The following is a 14,727-nucleotide window of genomic DNA, read 5'->3' as shown; positions in this document are numbered from 1 at the left end:
CGAGCATGCGGATCGCACTGGTGACCAGTCACACCGGCACAACCGCCCTCGAAACCGCGGTCGCCGGGCTCGCCCGCGCGCTGGCTCGCAGCGGGCACGACGCCGTCGTGCACACCCGCAGGGATGCGGCGCACCTCGCCGAGCGTGAACACACCCCGGACGGCTACGAGGTGGTGCGCGTGGCTCTCGGGCCGGCCCGTCCCATGTCCGCGGACGCCGCGTGGTCCTACACCAACGAGCTGGCCCGTTTCCTGAACCGCGAGTGGGACAAGAGACCTCCGGACATCGCGCACACATACGGCACGATGGCGGGCTTGGCCGCCCTGCTGGCCGCACGCGAGCACAAGATTCCCGTGGTGCACACGCACAACGAACCGGACCCCGAGCGGGAGCGAGTCGAGAGGCTGGTCTGCCGGCACGCCGCGCACGTCGTGGCGCCGAGCAACGGCCGGGTGACCGGCCTCTGCCGGATGGGCATTCCCCGCTCGCGGATCACGGTGGTACCCGCCGGTGTGGACCTCGACGGCCAGGAGACGGCCGGTACCGCCGCGCGCCGTCCCGGCCGGGTGAGTCTGCTCGGCATCGGCGAGCTGCGGTCCGGCCACGGATTCGACACCGTGGTCGCCGCGATGGCCGAGGTGCGCGACGCCCGGCTCGTCATCGCGGCGCCGGTCGAGACGCTCGACCGGAAGACCGGCCAGGAGGCGAAGCGCCTGCGGCAGTTCGCGGTGCGACTCGGTGTCGCGGACCGCGTGTCGGTCGCCGGAACCGCCACGCCGTCCGACGTGGCCGCGTTGCTCCGCTCGGCCGACGTCGTGGTGACCACACCGCGACAGGATTCGTCCGGGGTCTACGCGCTGGAGGCGATGGGGCACGGCCTGCCGGTCGTCGCATCGGCTGTGGGAGCGCTGGCGGACGCGGTGGTCGACGGGGTCACCGGCCGGCTCGTGCCGCCGGGCGACGTGCCCGCACTCGCGCTCAGCCTGCGCGAAATGGTCGCCGAACCGGCCAAGCGGGAGGCCTTCGGCACAGCCGGCGCTGATCGCGTACGAGCGCGGTACGGGTGGGACCGCGTCGCCGCCGACACGCTTCTCGTCTACCAGCGGGTGGAGTTCGTCAGCGCGTAACTCCGTCGGGCGTATTCGGGTTCTCCCCCTGCCGAGCCGGGTAGGTGGTGGCATGTACGCGGATGATCTGACACGACCGTGGTGGGACGCACTCGGTGTCGAGGCGGAGCTGTTCGACATCCACACCCATGTGGGAACGCGGGATCCGAGCGGCTTCTCCTCCACGTTCGGCCAGCTGACCGAGGCGCTGTCCGGGGTCGACGCGGGCGCGGCGGTGTTCCCGATGACGGAACCGGACGGCTACCGGGCGGCGAACGACGCCGTGCTGGACGCCTGTTCCGGGCGGCTGGTCGCGTTCTGCCGGGTCGCGCCGGAGGACGACCCGGCCGGTGAGGCCCGCCGGTGCGTCGAGGCGGGCGCGGCCGGGATCAAGCTGCATCCGGCCAGCGACGGGTTCGCGCTCGACGACGACCGGCTCACCGGCGTGTTCGGCCTGGCCCACGAGCTCCGCCTGCCGGTCGTGGTGCACGCGGGCGCGGGCGTGGACGCGTTCGGTGACGCGCTGCTCGACGTTCTCGCCCGATTCCCCGGTGCACGGATCGTTCTGGCGCACGCCGGGCTCACCGATCTCTCGTGGCTGAGCGGGCGTCCCGTGCACAACCTGTTCTTCGACACCTCCTGGTGGAGTCCGACCGACCTCGTCACGCTGTTCGGGACGATGCCTCCGGGCCACGTCCTGTTCGGCAGCGACGTGCCCTACTCCACGCCCACCTGGGGTGCGCACGCCACCGCCCGCTGCGCTCAGTACCTGGGACTGGACGCCGCTCAGATCGCGAGCGTCCTGGGCGGGCAGGCCCGCCGGCTCGTCGACCGAGCCGAACCGGCGGACCTGGGCCCGGCACCGGGCCGGGTGCCGGCGCTGGATCCGTTGCTGGAGCGCCTGTACGTCTACCTCGCCGCGGGCGTCGAGGCCACCAAGCGCGGTGAGACACCGGGCCAGATGATCGAACTGGCCAGGCTGTGCTGCCGCGTCCGGCCGGATCACCCGCACCACGACGTCTTCGACTCCGTGCGGGACCTGCTCGACCGCTACGAGAAACACGCTCCGCAGCTCGAGACGGACAACGAGTACGCCCCCGGCTGGGACCTGCTCGCCACCGCGGCGGTGATCGCCCGCACCCCCGGTCCTCCCCTGCCCAAGATCTGATCCGCGCAACGGACGTCGTTCGCCGGGATGGGTCGTTCCTGGCGGGGTATACGCAGCCATGAACCTTCATGAGATGTTGCGGGCGGTGGAGAACCTTCGGGCCGCTGACCGGCCGGCGGCCGCGGTGGCGGCGGTTGCCAGGCGGCTGCTGCGGCCGCCGGGCCTGCGCGAGGTGCTGCGCGGGTCGTGGCTCGGCCATCCGCTGCATCCCCTGGTGATCACCGTGCCCATCGGCGCCTGGGCGTGCGCGTCGGTGCTGGACGCCCGCGCGGGCAACGAGGAGGCGGCACGTCGCCTCACCGGCATCGGGCTGGCGGCGGCGCCGGCGGCCGTCCTGCTGGGACTGGCGGACTACGACCGGCTGAACCGGCGGCAGCAGCGGGTCGGTGTGGTGCACGCGGTCGCCAACACCGCCGCGCTGGCGTGCTTCGCCGCGTCCTACGCGGCGCGGCGGCAGGAGCACCACGCCAAGGGGAAGGTGCTGAGTCTGCTCGGCATGTCGGTGCTGGGCGTCGGTGGCGCGCTCGGCGGGCACCTCGCCTACGCCCAGGGTGCCGGTGTGTTCCGCTGGCAGCGCCCGGCGGAGGACGGCAACGTGTACCCGTTCGAGGCGCGGCGCGCCCGATGATCGCGGCTCGGACGCGCCGTTCGCGCCTGGGCGCTGGTCAGCCGTCGTCGTCGCCGTAGCGGCCGCCGCCGTCCAGACCGGCGCCCGGACCGCTGGGGTCGCTCGGCGCCCGGTTCGACGCCTCCTCCTCGGTGGGCGTCAACGGCACACCGCTGTTCTCCTCCGCGGCGCCGCGTTCGACGTCGTCATGTCCTGGTCCGGTCACAACGCACTCCTCTCATCGGTGATCGTTCACATCGGCAGCGCGAAGGTGTCCCCGCGCGCCACCACCTGGACCTCGAACCCCGCCCGGCGCTGCGAGATCTCGGTGGTGAAGTCGGACAGCGGTGACTTCATCACCCCGTACTCCTCGTAGTGCACGGGCACGGTGGTGCGCGGGGCGAGCAGCTCGATCAGGTCGGCACCCTGCTTGCCGTCCATGGTCAGCAGCACGCCCAGCACCTTGGTGCCGCCGAGGTGCACGACCGCGAGGTCGATGCCGTCGAACCGGTCGCGGATCTGGCGCAGCTCCGGGTGCACCAGGGTGTCGCCGCTCAGGTAGACCCGGAACGGCAGGACGCCCGCCGCCTCCCGGTACTCGAGCATGGTGCCCATCACGGGAGGCAGCAGGCGTCCCAGCGGCCCCAGCGCGTGCCGGCCCGGCAGCGACGTGATCGTCAGCTTCGCCGCACCGCGCGACAGCGTGGTGGTCTCCCAGGTGCGCAACGGCGCCGCCTCGCGGAACCCGCGGCGGGCCAGGCGTTTCGCCGCGTGCGGGGTGGTGAGCACGGGCAGGTCGCGCGCGAGTTCCCTGCTCGCCACCCGGTCGAAGTGGTCACCGTGCAGGTGGGAGAGCACCACGGCGTCCAGCTCCGGCAGATCGCTGATCTCGATCGCCGGATCGGTGAGCCGGCGCGACACCAGGCCCTGACCGATGTGCGTCCACTGTCCTTTGTGGAGGAAGTTGGGATCGGTCAGCAGCGTGAACGGCCCGAGCCGGAGCACCGTGGTGGCGTTGCCGACGAAGTGCAGCGAGCCCGTCATGTCGCGCCCCTCAGTGAGGAGGCGGGAGCGGTGATCATCCTCGGTCCGGGTCGTCGGCGACCGAGTAGTCCGACAGGCCGACGTTGCCCGTCGGGTTCGGTTCGGGATGTGCGGAGCCGGAACCGCTCCTCCCCGGGACCGTGTCGGCCTCGTCCACTCCTACCTGGTCCGCCCCGGCCTCCTCCAGCGAGGTGCGGCTCGCTTCGTCGTAGTCCTGCTGCGGGTTCTGCCTCTCGGTGTTCATGCCGGTCGGCTACCCCGGCACCGCCGGGGTGAACGTCAGCCCGGGATCAAAGGCGGAAGACCGAGCGGACGCAGTCGTCCTCCTTCTTCTTGAACAGCTCGTAGCCCCGCGCGCCCTCGCTCAGCGGCATGACGTGCGTCGCCAGGTGACTGGTCGTGAGCTCACCGGACGCGATGCGGTCCAGCAGCATCGGGATGTAGCGCTGTCCGTGCTGCTGCGCACCGCGGACGGTCAGACCCTTGTTCATCAACGCGCCCAGCGGGAACTTGTCCACGAGCCCGGTGAAGACACCCAGGACGAACACCGAACCGCCCTTGCGGCAGTTGTAGATCGCCTCGCGCACGGCGATCGGGCGGTCCATCTCCAGCTTCAGCTTGCTCTTCACCTGGTCGTACACGTGCTGCGGGCCGGTGGAGTGCGCCTCACAGCCGACCGCCTCGATGCACACGTCCGGGCCGCGGCCACCCGTCGCCTCCAGCAGCGCGTCGCCGACCGAGGTCTCGGCGTAGTTGATGGTCTCCACGCCGAACGCCAGTTCCGCCTGCCGCAGCCGGTAGTCGAAGCGGTCGATGACCAGCACGCGTTCGGCACCGAGCAGCTGGGCCGCGCGGGCGGCCATCTGCCCCACCGCGCCGGAACCCCACACGGCCACGACGTCACCCTGTTTCACGCCACCGAGATCCGCGCCCATCCACCCGGTGGGAGCGGAGTCCGAGGCGAACAGGGCGCTCATGTCGTCCACGGCCTCGGGAATCGGGATCGCGGTGTGGTCGGCGAAGGGCACGCGCACGTACTCGGCGTGGCTGCCCCGGAAGCCGCCCATGGCGTGCGAGTAGCCGAAGATGCCGCCGGGATCGGCACCCCACAGGTGCTGCGTGATCGCCGGATTGGTGTTCGTGTTGTCGCACAATGAGTACAACTCGTTGCGGCAGTACCAGCAGCGGCCGCAGACGATGAACGAGCACACGACCACGCGATCGCCCGGCCGGTGCTTGGTGACACCGGGCCCGACCTCGACGACCTCGCCCATGAACTCGTGGCCGATCACGTCACCCGCCTGCATGAACGGGATGTGGCCGGTCAGCAGGTGCAGGTCCGAGCCGCACACCGTGCTCAGCCGCACCTTGAGGATCATGTCCTGGTCGTTCAGCAGCTGGGGATCGGGCACGTCCTGCACCCGGACGTCGTTGATCCCCTCCCAGCACAGCGCCTTCACAGCCGACCACCGCCGCCGGCCCGGTTCGTCACCGCTTGCAGCGCCTTGCCCATCGGCCCCGGATGCGTGGGAGCCGTGTCGGGCCGGACCACCTCACCGGCTTCCAGCACCGCCTTCGCCCGGCGCAACGCGAGCCTGAGCTCGTGGGCCGACACCTCACCGGCGGGCTTCGCCCTGAGCTCGGTGCCCTTGTCCCCCGTCGCCGGCCGGACGCTGATCTCGACCTGGTCGCGCCACCGCGCGAGGTCGTCCGGCAGCGAGGACTGGACCTCGTCCGGTGCGCGGTTCACGGTCACGGCCAGCCAGCGCTCGGGAGCGTCGTCCTGCTGCGCCCTTCGCCGCCTCCTGGCCACGGCGACCGCTGTCGCGACGCCCGCGGCCAGCAGCGCTTTTCCTGCTGTGTTCATGTTTCGGCCTCTCTCGGAGCACGAATGCCGGAAATGCTCTTGGCGGTTCAACGCGATTCGCTCGGGTACCACCTCCCTACCGAACAACCACTGGAGGTACCGATGGCAACCGGTGAGACCGGCTTCGACGACGTCACCTACGACCTGATCTCCGTGCAGTACCACGCTCTCAAGGCAGGCCACGACTACGGCCAGTACGTCCGTGACGCGGACAACGCGGGCCGTCAGGACATCGCGGACTTCTTCCGCAGCGTGATGGAGGAGGACTCGGCACGCGCCAAGCGGTGCCACGAGTTCATCAAGGAACTGTCGGGATCGGGCGAGTCGGGCCCCGCGGTCAGCTGACCAGGGGGCCGATTCCGTGCCGCCGCACCCGTTGCCCAGCAACGGTTGCGGCGGCACAGTCGTCTGGCGCAACGGATGCGTCGGCACAGTCGTCTGACCGGACGCGTCCGGGTGAGCCGCTCCGTCGAGCGGCTCACCCGGACAGCGGACTCACCGGCCGGTCGCCTCGCCGGACACCCTCTGCCCGGACTCGCGGGCGTGGCCGCCCACGTCCTGCGCCGCCTCTTTCGCTTCTCCCGCAGTGGTCTGCGCTGCGTTCGAAGCGACCTGCTTCACCTCGCCGGCCGCGTCACTCACGGAACTCTGCACGTCCTCCTTGAGGTGGCGCGCCGATTCCGTGAGAGCTTCCTTCGCCGGTTCCACCGCGTCACCGAAGCTGTCGGAGAGCTGTTGCACCGCCTGCCTTTCGGCGTCGGTGCGGGGCAGGACCGCCGCGAGCAGCAGGCCGCTGCCGAACGCGATGAGCCCGGCGGCGAGGGGGCTGCCCTGCGTCTGCCGTGCGACCTGCCGCGGTGCGTCCTGCACCGCCCGCACGGCCTGGTCCGCCCGTTCGGAGACGGCACTTCCCGCGTCGTGTCCCTGTTCCCGCACGGTGGACGCGGCATCCGCGGCAGTGCCCATCACTTTCTCCCTCATCGAGACCAGCCCCTGCCGCACACCGCGGACACGGCGCTGGGCGATGTTCCGCGGGCTCGCGTGATCGACGATCCGGTTCGCGTCGTGCCGGAGCTCGGCGCGGGTCATCTCGATGTCACGCCTTATTTGGTCGGGTGTTTCGCCCATTCCGCGTCCTCCTTCAGCGTTTCCACGGTGCGTTCGGGTTTCGGGTTGACGGTGCGCAACCGGGCGCGGCCGGTGGAGTACAGGACGGCGCCGGCGATTCCCCAGACCGCCCCGACGATCAGCGCGGCCCAGCCGAGCGGCATGACCGCACCGAGTGCGAACACCAGCGCGAGGCTGATCAGCACGGTGGTCATGTACCCGGCGAACCCGGCTGCCGCGAGCATCCCGGTCGCCTTGCCGGCCTTGACGGCCTCCTGCCGCATCTCGGCCTTCGCGAGCTCGAGCTCCTGCCTCATCAGCTTCGACAGGTCACTCGTGAGCTCACTGACGAGATCACCCAGCGACTCCCCGGCACCGTCCACTCGCGACGACGGCATCTCAGGGCTCGACATGGGGCACCCCCGCCGCGGGCATCGCGGGCGCCGCGCTCGGCGTCAGCGGAGCGCCGAAGTCCGTTGGCGCACCTGCTCGCTCGGACGCCACCGGCACGTCGGTCCGTTCCGACGTCACCGGCACGACCCCGCCCTGCTGCCGCGGCTCTTCACCGCCACCGGTCGCGCTCTTCGCGACGCGTCCGACCAGGAATCCCGCCACGGCGGCACCCAGCAGGAACGTGCCGGGCTTGCGCCGGGCGTAGTCCCGTGCCGAGTCGAGCAGGCCCTGGGCACCTCGTTCGTCGAGGAACCTGGCGGCCTGCCTGCTCGTGTCCGCGGCGCTCTGAATCGCTCCGGCCGACATCGAGTCGGACGGCGCGTTGCCCGCCATCTGGCCCAGCTCGTCGGCGATGCGGCCGAGCTGACTCGACACCCGCCGCGCCTGGTCCTCCGCCTCTGCCGCAAGGCGTTCCCGCACGTCCCTGACGACGTGACGGGCCTGGGCCGCGGTCTCCTGGGTCACCTGCGAGGCCTGCTCCCGGACGGTGCTTCCCACCTGTCCCGCCGCCTCCTTGGCGTGCTGTGCGACCTCGAAGCCCTCGTCCCGGGCCGCCGTGCGCACTCCGCCCATCTGGTTCTCGGTCACGGCTGACTCCTCAGCTCATCGTCGTGTCCTGGCTTACGAGCTACCCTCCGAAACTCCCCGCAAACGGGACGGCGGCGAAACTGTTCCTCTTTCCACACTCACGACTTCCGCGCTGCCTCCGACGCGGTCCGGCTGAGGAGGACCCCGGCCGCGACGAGCACCGCCCCGGACACCAGGAAGGCGATGTCGTAGGCCAGCTGGCCGGGTCCGTGCCGCACGTGGTGCACGCCCAGGATCTGGTGGTCGACGATCCCCTCGACGAGGTTGAACAAGCCCCATCCGGCGAGGATCCCGCCGCCCAGCAGGGCGTTGGGCAACGGCGGCCGCCGGTTGAGCATGGCGATGCCGACGAGCACCAGCAGCAGGCAGAACAGGTGGAACAGCCCGTCGCCGAGCATCATCAGGTGAACGTCGTCCACCGGGTACCACCCGGACAGCATGTGATGCCAGCCGAGCAGCTGGTGGATCACGATGCCGTCGACGAAGCCCCCGATGCCGAGCCCCAGCACCAACGCCGCACGATCTGTCCGCTTCATCCGGTCACCGTCCGCACGATCAGGAACAGGTTCAACGCCGAGATCACCAGGGCCGCCATCGCGCCGGCCACCGTGACGCCTCTCCTGTTGGCCGCGCCGCCCATCACGTCGGCGCGCCTCGCCAGCAGCACCAGGGGGATCAACGCGAACGGGATCCCGAACGACAGCACGACCTGGCTCAGCACCAGCGCCTTCGTCGGGTCCACGCCGATCCCCAGCACCGCCAGCGCCGGTGCCATGGTCACCGCCCGGCGCAGCCACAGCGGGATCCGCCTGCGCAGGAACCCCTCCATGATCACCTGGCCGGAGTAGGTGCCGACGCTCGACGCGGCGAGCCCGGAGGCCAGCAGTGCCAGCGCGAACGCCAGCGCCGCTCCCGGTCCGAGCAGCTGCCCGAGCCCGGAGTGCATGTCCTCCAACGACTCGCGTGGCGCACCGGCCTGGTGGAAGGCGCCGGCCGCCACGACGAGCATGCTCACGTTCACCATTCCGGCGATGCCCAGTGCCACCACGATGTCGGTCCTGCTGGCCCGCAGCGCGCTGCGCCGGCCGCCGGGCGTGGTGCTGTGGTGGCGCTGGGTGAGCGCCGAGTGCAGGTAGATCACGTGCGGCATGACCGTGGCACCGAGCATCCCGGTCGCGAGCAGCACGCTGTCCACTCCGGCGAACCCCGGCACCAGACCGGCGGCGGCACCGGTCAGCGGTCCGAGGTGCAGGGTCTGGTAGAGGAATCCGCCGAGCACGATCGCGAGCATGCCGATGATCACCGACTCGAACCGCCGCCTGCGCAGCGGCGCGAGGGCGAGGATGCCGAACGACACCACCGCGGTGATCAGAGCGGCCGGCAGCAGCGGCACGCCGAACAACAGGTTCAGCGCCACCGCCGCGCCGACGAACTCCGCAAGGTCCGTCGCCATCGCCACGAGCTCCGCCTGCACCCACAACATCTTCGTCACGGGCCGCGGGTAGTGCTCGCGGCAGAGCTCCGGCAGGTTGCGGCCGGTCACGATGCCGAGCTTCGCCGACTGGTACTGGACGAACATCGCCAGCAGGCTGGCGCTGACGATCACCCACAACAACAGGTATCCGTGCGTCGCGCCGCCCGCCATGTTCGTCGCGAAGTTGCCGGGGTCGACGTAGGCGACCGCGACGACGAAGGCGGGTCCCATGACGACGGCGACCGATCGGACGCGAGCTGGCACCGTGATGCCGACCATCGCGAGGTCCTCCTCAGGTGAGCTTGCGGATGGCCTTCTCGATCAGCCCGAGGTTCGCCGGGCTGGTGGCGTAGAGCAGCGGGTCGGGCTTGGGCGCGGAAGCGTGCCCGCCCAACGGCTCCGGGTTCATCACGTAGGAGAACTCGTGGGCGCCGTCCGGCGCGGTCCCGGACGCCCAGCCGCCCTCGGCACCCAGCGCCCCGTCGGAGTTGTGCCAGATCGTCCCGGCGTGCTCGGCGTGCTCCTCGTCGAACAACACGCTCGGCGCGATGGGGCCTTCGAGCCCGTCCTCCTGCAGCTCCTCGATCGCGGCGAGCCACATGTTCTGGTGGGCGGTGTCGCGGGCGAGGTTGAACTTCAGCATGTCGCGCACGCCGGTGTCGTCGGTCATGTTGTAGAGCCGGGCCGTCTGCAGCCGGCCCTGCGCCTCCGCCGCGACGTTGGCGCGGAAGTCGGCCATGAGGTTGCCGCTCGCGACGATGAACCTGCCGTTCCACGGCACGCCGTTGCTGTCCGACAGCGTGGGCCCGCCGCCGCTCACGATGGCCTGCTGCGGGTCCATCCCGCCGATCACCGCCGCCATCACCGGGTCGTCCGCCACGGCCTGCGCGGTCACCTCGGACGGTGCGCCTTCCAGCAGCCGCGCGACCATCGTCGCGAGCATCTCGACGTGGCCGATCTCCTCGGTGGCCACGTCCATGATCAGGTCCTTGTACTTGCCCTCCATCCGGCAGTTCCAGCCCTGGAACAGGTACTGCATGGTCACGGTCATCTCGCCGTACGCTCCGCCGATCAACTCCTGGAGCTTGCGGGCGTAGTGCGCGTCCGGGCGGTCCGGCTTCGCCTCGAACTGCAACCTGCTGGTGTGCAGGAACATCTCGCCTCCCGTGGGGTGTGGACTCCACGGCGAAAGCTAGGCAGCCGATGTGACCCGCACGGCTCCGCGACACCACCCGCGCGACACCGCCGCGTCACCGCCGCTGGTAGGGACGGACCAAAATTCCGCGGCGGTGTGTGAGGCGGCAACTACCGGGCACCCGGCGACCCCTGACCGAAAGAGGAGCGAGCCCGCACGATGACCGGACCGACCCCCGCGCCGGAACCCCGGCTGCACCTCCAGCTGCTCGACGGTTTCCGACTGGGCATCGGCCGGACACCGATCCACGTGGTGCCCGGTGCGCAGAGACTCCTCGCGCTCCTGGCACTGCACCAGAGCCCGGTGCCGCGGCCCGTCGCCGCGGCTCTGCTCTGGCCGGAGGCCACCTCCCGCCGCGCGGCCGCGTGCCTGCGGTCGTCGTTGTGGCGGTTGAACAAACCGGCACCGCTGGTGGTCTTCATCGAGGACGCGCTGACCCTGGACCTGAAGGTGGACATCGACTTCCGCCGTGCCTGCGCCCTCACCGCCGAACCGGGCGCGAACCCCGACGCGGTGGCCCTGCTCAAGGCCGACCTGCTGCCGGGCTGGGCCCAGCCGTGGGTGCAGGCCGAGCGGGACTGGTGGTCACAGGCACGGCTGCGCGCGCTGGAGGTGCTCAGCGAACGGCTCCGGTCGAGCGGCGACCACCACCACGCGCACCAGGCCGCCCTGGCGGCCGTTCAGACCGACCCGTTGCGGGAAAGCGCTCACCGCACACTCGTCCAGCTGCACCTGGCCGACGGCAACCCGGCGCAGGCGCTGCGCCAGTACCAGAGCTACCGGGCCCTGCTCCGCGCGGAACTCGGCCTCGAACCGTCCCCGCACATCCACGACCTCATGCGGCCGCTGCTGAGGAGCGCGCGCTGCTAGGCGTTGTCGGTTAGGGGCGGGAGGAGCTTGGCGGTGATCTCGCGGAGGCGGGCGACGTCGTCCTCGGTCAGGTGGTCGAAGACGAGCCGGCGGACCTCGGCGACGTGGCCGGGTGCGGCGGAGCGCAGGAAGTTCCAGCCGTCGGCGGTGAGCCGCGCGACCTGGCCGCGCCTGTCGGTCGGGCAGGCGGACCGCTCGACCCAGCCGCGTTCCTCCAGCACGGACACCGCGTGCGAGAGCCGGGTCGTGGTGGTGCCCGCCCTGCGCGCGAGCTGCGTCATGCGCATGCTCCCGTCGCGTTCGGCGCTGAGCATGGTCAGGATGCGGTAGTGGGCGTGCGGCAGGCCCGCGTCGTCACGCAACTGCCGGTCCAGCGCGGTCGGCAGCAGCATCAGCAGCTGCGTGACGTTCAACCACGCGTCCATCTCGGCGCTGGTGAGCCACCGCGGTTCCGCCGAGGGTCGTGCTTCGGTCACCGCGTCATCCTTCCTGCCGGGTTCGCACCGGGAGCAGCAGGTCGCCGACGGGCAGGCGCATCCGCTCGGCGGTCTCCCGCTGCGCGAGGGGCTCGGCCAGCCGGGCGGGCTCGTCGCGCAGACCGACGGCGATGACGACCAGCGGCACCACGTCGTCCGCCGCGAGCACGGCGTTGAGTCCGTCGCGGTCGAAGCCGCCGATCTGGTGCACGGCCAGCCCTTCGGCCTGGGCCTGCACCGACAGGTGCGCCACGGCCTGCCCGGCGTCGTAGACCGCCCACGGCCGTGCGGCGCCGTCGGCACCCGTGGTCCGCGCCGCCACGACGACCAGTGCCGACGCGGCCCGCGCCCACACCTGGTTGCCACCGGCCAGGGTGCGGAGCACCGCCGCGTGCTCGGCGGTGCCGCGCCGGGTCACGGCGAAGCGCCACGGCTGGGTGTTGGACGCGCTCGGCGCCCAGCGGGCCGCCTCCAGCAATGCGGCGAGCTGCTCGTCCGTGACCTCGTGGTCCGGGTCGAACGCGCGCGAGCTCCACCGGCGCGCCAGCAACGGGTGCAGCGGCACCACCGTGGACGCGGTCTTGTCCACAGCCGGCTCGAGCGTGGCCATGTCGTTTCCTCTCCGGGGTGGTCAGCCGGCCAGCGGCAGTGCGATGGTGTGGTGGGTGCGGGCGACCTTGGCGGACAGGTAGGCGGCGTTGGCGGCGGTCAGGTGCACGCCGGTCGGGACGCGGCCGGTCACCCGCACGCCGAGCGCGTCGAGCTGCAGCGCCTTGTCGGGGTTGTTGCTCAGCAACCGGACCCGGTCGACACCCAGCGCCCGCAGCATCTGCGCCGCCGCCGAGTAGTCGCGCTCGTCCTCGCCGCGCCCGAGCGCCAGGTTCGCCTCGTAGGTGTCGAGTCCGGCGTCCTGCAGTGCGTAGGCGTCGAGCTTCGCGTACAGGCCGATGCCGCGGCCTTCCTGCCGCAGGTAGAGCAGGAAACCGCCCTCGCCGGCGATGCGCTCCACCGCTTCGCGGAGCTGCGGACCGCAGTCACAGCGCTGGGACCCGAACACGTCGCCGGTGAGGCACTCGCTGTGCGGCCGCACCAGCGGCGCCGCGTCTCCGGCCACCGCCGCCCGCCAGTCGCCCAGGCCCAGCGCCAGGTGCTCCAGGCCGTCGCCGAGACCGGTGAAGGTGAACACCTCCGCGGTGGTGGCGTACCCGTCCGGGAACTCGAGCGGCACCGTGACCTGGGTGCGCACCGTCGCCGCAGGCGCCTTCAGCTCCGTGCTGGTCATGCGGGCCTCCGCGTTGTTGAAGTTTCACATGTGAGTCTGCAACTCTACTATTGAAAGTTCAACAACTATGCGGATGGCCCTGATCACATGCTCGTGACGGGCCGGGCAGGTCCGCCTCGGTCGTGGCGGCTCAAGCCGCGCACGACGGAATGCCGAACCTCGCCCGCACGCCGGGTGAGTACAGGACGCTCATCGGCTCGCCGGACACCGGAATCTCCGCCGAAGCCACCAGGTCGTCGTCGCAGCGGACGATCGTGGCGCGGCTCAGGTCCCACGGCACGTGGTGGCTCGGGAGGTACGTGGTCCGGCCGAGCCACGACGTGTGCAGTCCCCACCTGGCCGTCAGGAACTCCTCCAGCGGGGTCGGCCGCACGATCCGCTCCCCCGCCCGCACGGTGAAGGCGCTCGTCGCATCCGGACGATGCGGCCACTTGCGCCTGCACGTGTAGGTGACCTCGTTGCCGTCGTGGCGCACCACCATGTCCGACAACATGTACGGCAACCCGGCGAGAGCTCGTGCGCCCAGCACGAACGGCAGGTTCGAGGCGTCCATCGAGAGGAACACGACACCGCGCCGTTCCTGCCGGTCGACCGTGTACAGGCGCACGTTGGTCTCCGGAAAACTCCAGCGGCCGGTCAGCCAGGGCCAGCCCAGCGGGTACAGGCGGAAGGCGATCAGCCCGACGAACGTGTCACCGCCGACCACGTCCGGCCTCGTCCCCGCGGGCAGCAGGTGTTCCACCGCACCCGGAGGAATCCGCCAGTGCAGGAACGTCACGTCGCTCCACCACTGCGTCAGCACCGACCGGTCAACGCGCCGCGGCGAACCGAAGGTCATGTGCACGATTGAAGCGCAGCACACCTGAGAGTCCGCGCCGAATTCCTCAAGCGGCCCGGCGCACGCCCCGCGATCCGGGTCAGCGGCGTCCAGCGGCCAGGACGACGAGGAACTGGCCGCCACCCGCCTCGACTGCGGCGGTCACCGGCAGACCGGGCACCAGCCGGGAGAACCGGTCCTCCAGCCACTCCGCGACCTCGTGAGCGTCCTTTTTGGTCGGACAACGGCCCACCATCTCGCGGCCGCCCTTGCGTTCCAGCCTCCCGGCGACGGTGATCAGCGGCGCGGGCTCGGCGACGTGCAGGTGGTCCGGCCAGGCGATGACGACCTTGACCGCACCCTTGCGGCTGTTGCAGCCGCGGTGCGCGAGCCGCTCGGCGACCTTGGCCTTCCGGTCGGCCGTCCTGCTGTCGACGCTGGGGCCTCGCGCGTCGTTCACCGACATGTCCGGATCGACCGGCTCGTCGCACACCCAGCAGCGCCAGCCGTCGCGCTCTGCCACGTCATCAAGTCGACTCACCTGCGCAAACCTAGCCTGCCCTGCCCGCATGGCCGACCGGGACCTGCGCTTTAAGTCAGTCGCTTGACTTAATCTCCTCGCATCTCCAAGCTGTGGGTGAGCGGCCGAACACGGGCTGCTGCGAGAGGAGCC

Annotated in this window: 21 protein-coding genes; 5 read left to right on the top strand and 16 right to left on the bottom strand. The window is 71.1% G+C overall.

What is annotated here, in order from left to right:
- Window positions 1-5: 5 nt before the first annotated feature.
- The 3 genes from AB0M48_RS36840 (at window position 6) to AB0M48_RS36830 (ending at window position 2,902) form a co-directional block, all read left to right on the top strand.
- Window positions 6-1,127 (top strand): glycosyltransferase, encoded by a 1,122-nt coding sequence (locus tag AB0M48_RS36840; protein ID WP_363851038.1) that lies wholly within the window; start codon window positions 6-8, stop codon window positions 1,125-1,127.
- A gap of 52 nt (window positions 1,128-1,179) precedes the next feature.
- Complete coding sequence (locus AB0M48_RS36835; RefSeq protein ID WP_363851035.1) at window positions 1,180-2,274, top strand: amidohydrolase family protein; 1,095 nt, start codon at window positions 1,180-1,182, stop codon at window positions 2,272-2,274.
- A gap of 85 nt (window positions 2,275-2,359) precedes the next feature.
- Complete coding sequence (locus AB0M48_RS36830; RefSeq protein ID WP_363851032.1) at window positions 2,360-2,902, top strand: DUF2231 domain-containing protein; 543 nt, start codon at window positions 2,360-2,362, stop codon at window positions 2,900-2,902.
- A gap of 37 nt (window positions 2,903-2,939) precedes the next feature.
- Here the strand turns inward: AB0M48_RS36830 and AB0M48_RS36825 are convergent, their stop codons facing one another.
- The 5 genes from AB0M48_RS36825 to AB0M48_RS36805 are packed head-to-tail and all read right to left on the bottom strand — an operon-like array spanning window position 2,940 to window position 5,792.
- Complete coding sequence (locus AB0M48_RS36825; RefSeq protein ID WP_363851029.1) at window positions 2,940-3,107, bottom strand: hypothetical protein; 168 nt, start codon at window positions 3,105-3,107, stop codon at window positions 2,940-2,942.
- Between the two features lie 26 nt (window positions 3,108-3,133).
- Window positions 3,134-3,925, bottom strand: coding sequence for an MBL fold metallo-hydrolase (locus tag AB0M48_RS36820; RefSeq protein ID WP_363851027.1), 792 nt, complete (start codon window positions 3,923-3,925; stop codon window positions 3,134-3,136).
- 34 nt (window positions 3,926-3,959) lie between these two features.
- Entirely contained in the window at window positions 3,960-4,169 is a 210-nt protein-coding gene (locus tag AB0M48_RS36815) for a hypothetical protein (RefSeq protein WP_363851024.1), read from the bottom strand.
- 46 nt (window positions 4,170-4,215) lie between these two features.
- Window positions 4,216-5,385, bottom strand: coding sequence for a zinc-dependent alcohol dehydrogenase (locus AB0M48_RS36810; RefSeq protein WP_363851021.1), 1,170 nt, complete (start codon window positions 5,383-5,385; stop codon window positions 4,216-4,218).
- On the bottom strand, window positions 5,382-5,792 hold the full coding sequence (locus AB0M48_RS36805; protein ID WP_363851018.1) for a hypothetical protein: 411 nt from the start codon (window positions 5,790-5,792) through the stop codon (window positions 5,382-5,384). The genes AB0M48_RS36810 and AB0M48_RS36805 overlap by 4 nt, the downstream gene beginning before the upstream one ends.
- 102 nt (window positions 5,793-5,894) lie before the next feature.
- On the opposite strand from AB0M48_RS36805, the gene AB0M48_RS36800 reads away from it, so the two are divergent.
- The gene (locus tag AB0M48_RS36800) at window positions 5,895-6,137 is read left to right on the top strand and encodes an acyl carrier protein (protein ID WP_363851015.1); all 243 of its coding nucleotides are present in this window, start codon (window positions 5,895-5,897) and stop codon (window positions 6,135-6,137) included.
- 150 nt (window positions 6,138-6,287) lie between these two features.
- Here the strand turns inward: AB0M48_RS36800 and AB0M48_RS36795 are convergent, their stop codons facing one another.
- The 6 genes from AB0M48_RS36795 to AB0M48_RS36770 all read right to left on the bottom strand — a co-directional run bounded on the left by AB0M48_RS36795 (window position 6,288) and on the right by AB0M48_RS36770 (window position 10,570).
- The gene (locus AB0M48_RS36795) at window positions 6,288-6,920 is read right to left on the bottom strand and encodes a DUF3618 domain-containing protein (RefSeq protein WP_363851012.1); all 633 of its coding nucleotides are present in this window, start codon (window positions 6,918-6,920) and stop codon (window positions 6,288-6,290) included.
- Window positions 6,896-7,312 carry a phage holin family protein gene (locus tag AB0M48_RS36790; RefSeq protein ID WP_363851009.1) on the bottom strand — a complete coding sequence of 139 codons (417 nt, stop codon included), beginning with the start codon at window positions 7,310-7,312 and terminating at the stop codon, window positions 6,896-6,898. Before AB0M48_RS36790 ends, AB0M48_RS36795 begins: the two co-directional genes overlap by 25 nt.
- Window positions 7,299-7,940: a hypothetical protein gene (locus AB0M48_RS36785; protein ID WP_363851006.1), complete on the bottom strand. Its 642-nt coding sequence runs from the start codon at window positions 7,938-7,940 to the stop codon at window positions 7,299-7,301. Before AB0M48_RS36785 ends, AB0M48_RS36790 begins: the two co-directional genes overlap by 14 nt.
- A gap of 98 nt (window positions 7,941-8,038) precedes the next feature.
- Window positions 8,039-8,476, bottom strand: a complete 438-nt coding sequence (locus AB0M48_RS36780) for a DUF2243 domain-containing protein (RefSeq protein WP_363851003.1) — start codon at window positions 8,474-8,476, stop codon at window positions 8,039-8,041.
- On the bottom strand, window positions 8,473-9,693 hold the full coding sequence (locus AB0M48_RS36775) for an Nramp family divalent metal transporter (protein ID WP_363851000.1): 1,221 nt from the start codon (window positions 9,691-9,693) through the stop codon (window positions 8,473-8,475). Before AB0M48_RS36775 ends, AB0M48_RS36780 begins: the two co-directional genes overlap by 4 nt.
- Window positions 9,694-9,706: 13 nt before the next feature.
- The gene (locus AB0M48_RS36770) at window positions 9,707-10,570 is read right to left on the bottom strand and encodes a manganese catalase family protein (RefSeq protein ID WP_363850997.1); all 864 of its coding nucleotides are present in this window, start codon (window positions 10,568-10,570) and stop codon (window positions 9,707-9,709) included.
- A gap of 198 nt (window positions 10,571-10,768) precedes the next feature.
- Between AB0M48_RS36770 and AB0M48_RS36765 the strand changes: the two genes are divergently transcribed.
- Entirely contained in the window at window positions 10,769-11,479 is a 711-nt protein-coding gene (locus tag AB0M48_RS36765; RefSeq protein ID WP_363850994.1) for a bacterial transcriptional activator domain-containing protein, read from the top strand.
- Here AB0M48_RS36765 and AB0M48_RS36760 read toward each other — a convergent pair.
- From AB0M48_RS36760 to AB0M48_RS36740, 5 genes are all read right to left on the bottom strand, one after another.
- Window positions 11,476-11,955 (bottom strand): MarR family winged helix-turn-helix transcriptional regulator, encoded by a 480-nt coding sequence (locus AB0M48_RS36760; RefSeq protein WP_363850991.1) that lies wholly within the window; start codon window positions 11,953-11,955, stop codon window positions 11,476-11,478. The genes AB0M48_RS36765 and AB0M48_RS36760 overlap by 4 nt on opposite strands.
- Window positions 11,956-11,959: 4 nt before the next feature.
- On the bottom strand, window positions 11,960-12,565 hold the full coding sequence (locus tag AB0M48_RS36755) for a nitroreductase family protein (RefSeq protein WP_363850989.1): 606 nt from the start codon (window positions 12,563-12,565) through the stop codon (window positions 11,960-11,962).
- 21 nt (window positions 12,566-12,586) lie between these two features.
- Window positions 12,587-13,237: a GTP cyclohydrolase II gene (gene ribA, locus AB0M48_RS36750; RefSeq protein ID WP_363850987.1), complete on the bottom strand. Its 651-nt coding sequence runs from the start codon at window positions 13,235-13,237 to the stop codon at window positions 12,587-12,589.
- 130 nt (window positions 13,238-13,367) lie between these two features.
- Window positions 13,368-14,075 (bottom strand): DUF2071 domain-containing protein, encoded by a 708-nt coding sequence (locus AB0M48_RS36745; protein ID WP_363850984.1) that lies wholly within the window; start codon window positions 14,073-14,075, stop codon window positions 13,368-13,370.
- A 79-nt stretch (window positions 14,076-14,154) separates the two neighbouring features.
- On the bottom strand, window positions 14,155-14,595 hold the full coding sequence (locus AB0M48_RS36740; RefSeq protein ID WP_363850982.1) for a hypothetical protein: 441 nt from the start codon (window positions 14,593-14,595) through the stop codon (window positions 14,155-14,157).
- Between the last annotated feature and the right edge of the window lie 132 nt (window positions 14,596-14,727).

It is taken from the genome of Lentzea sp. NPDC051208 (assembly GCF_040682435.1).
GTDB lineage: Bacteria > Actinomycetota > Actinomycetes > Mycobacteriales > Pseudonocardiaceae > Lentzea > Lentzea kristufekii.
The sequence above is the reverse complement of the archived record's forward strand: the minus strand, read 5'-3'. Positions and strand labels throughout refer to the sequence as shown.

Coding starts and splice junctions, on each gene's coding strand:
- AB0M48_RS36775 (WP_363851000.1), bottom strand. CDS start 9,693: ATGGTCGGCATCACGGTGCCAGCTCGCGTCCGATCGGTCGCCGTCGTC.
- AB0M48_RS36800 (WP_363851015.1), top strand. CDS start 5,895: ATGGCAACCGGTGAGACCGGCTTCGACGACGTCACCTACGACCTGATC.
- AB0M48_RS36745 (WP_363850984.1), bottom strand. CDS start 14,075: ATGACCTTCGGTTCGCCGCGGCGCGTTGACCGGTCGGTGCTGACGCAG.
- AB0M48_RS36755 (WP_363850989.1), bottom strand. CDS start 12,565: ATGGCCACGCTCGAGCCGGCTGTGGACAAGACCGCGTCCACGGTGGTG.
- AB0M48_RS36795 (WP_363851012.1), bottom strand. CDS start 6,920: ATGGGCGAAACACCCGACCAAATAAGGCGTGACATCGAGATGACCCGC.
- ribA (WP_363850987.1), bottom strand. CDS start 13,237: ATGACCAGCACGGAGCTGAAGGCGCCTGCGGCGACGGTGCGCACCCAG.
- AB0M48_RS36780 (WP_363851003.1), bottom strand. CDS start 8,476: ATGAAGCGGACAGATCGTGCGGCGTTGGTGCTGGGGCTCGGCATCGGG.
- AB0M48_RS36835 (WP_363851035.1), top strand. CDS start 1,180: ATGTACGCGGATGATCTGACACGACCGTGGTGGGACGCACTCGGTGTC.
- AB0M48_RS36790 (WP_363851009.1), bottom strand. CDS start 7,312: ATGTCGAGCCCTGAGATGCCGTCGTCGCGAGTGGACGGTGCCGGGGAG.
- AB0M48_RS36770 (WP_363850997.1), bottom strand. CDS start 10,570: ATGTTCCTGCACACCAGCAGGTTGCAGTTCGAGGCGAAGCCGGACCGC.
- AB0M48_RS36815 (WP_363851024.1), bottom strand. CDS start 4,169: ATGAACACCGAGAGGCAGAACCCGCAGCAGGACTACGACGAAGCGAGC.
- AB0M48_RS36805 (WP_363851018.1), bottom strand. CDS start 5,792: ATGAACACAGCAGGAAAAGCGCTGCTGGCCGCGGGCGTCGCGACAGCG.
- AB0M48_RS36840 (WP_363851038.1), top strand. CDS start 6: ATGCGGATCGCACTGGTGACCAGTCACACCGGCACAACCGCCCTCGAA.
- AB0M48_RS36765 (WP_363850994.1), top strand. CDS start 10,769: ATGACCGGACCGACCCCCGCGCCGGAACCCCGGCTGCACCTCCAGCTG.
- AB0M48_RS36820 (WP_363851027.1), bottom strand. CDS start 3,925: ATGACGGGCTCGCTGCACTTCGTCGGCAACGCCACCACGGTGCTCCGG.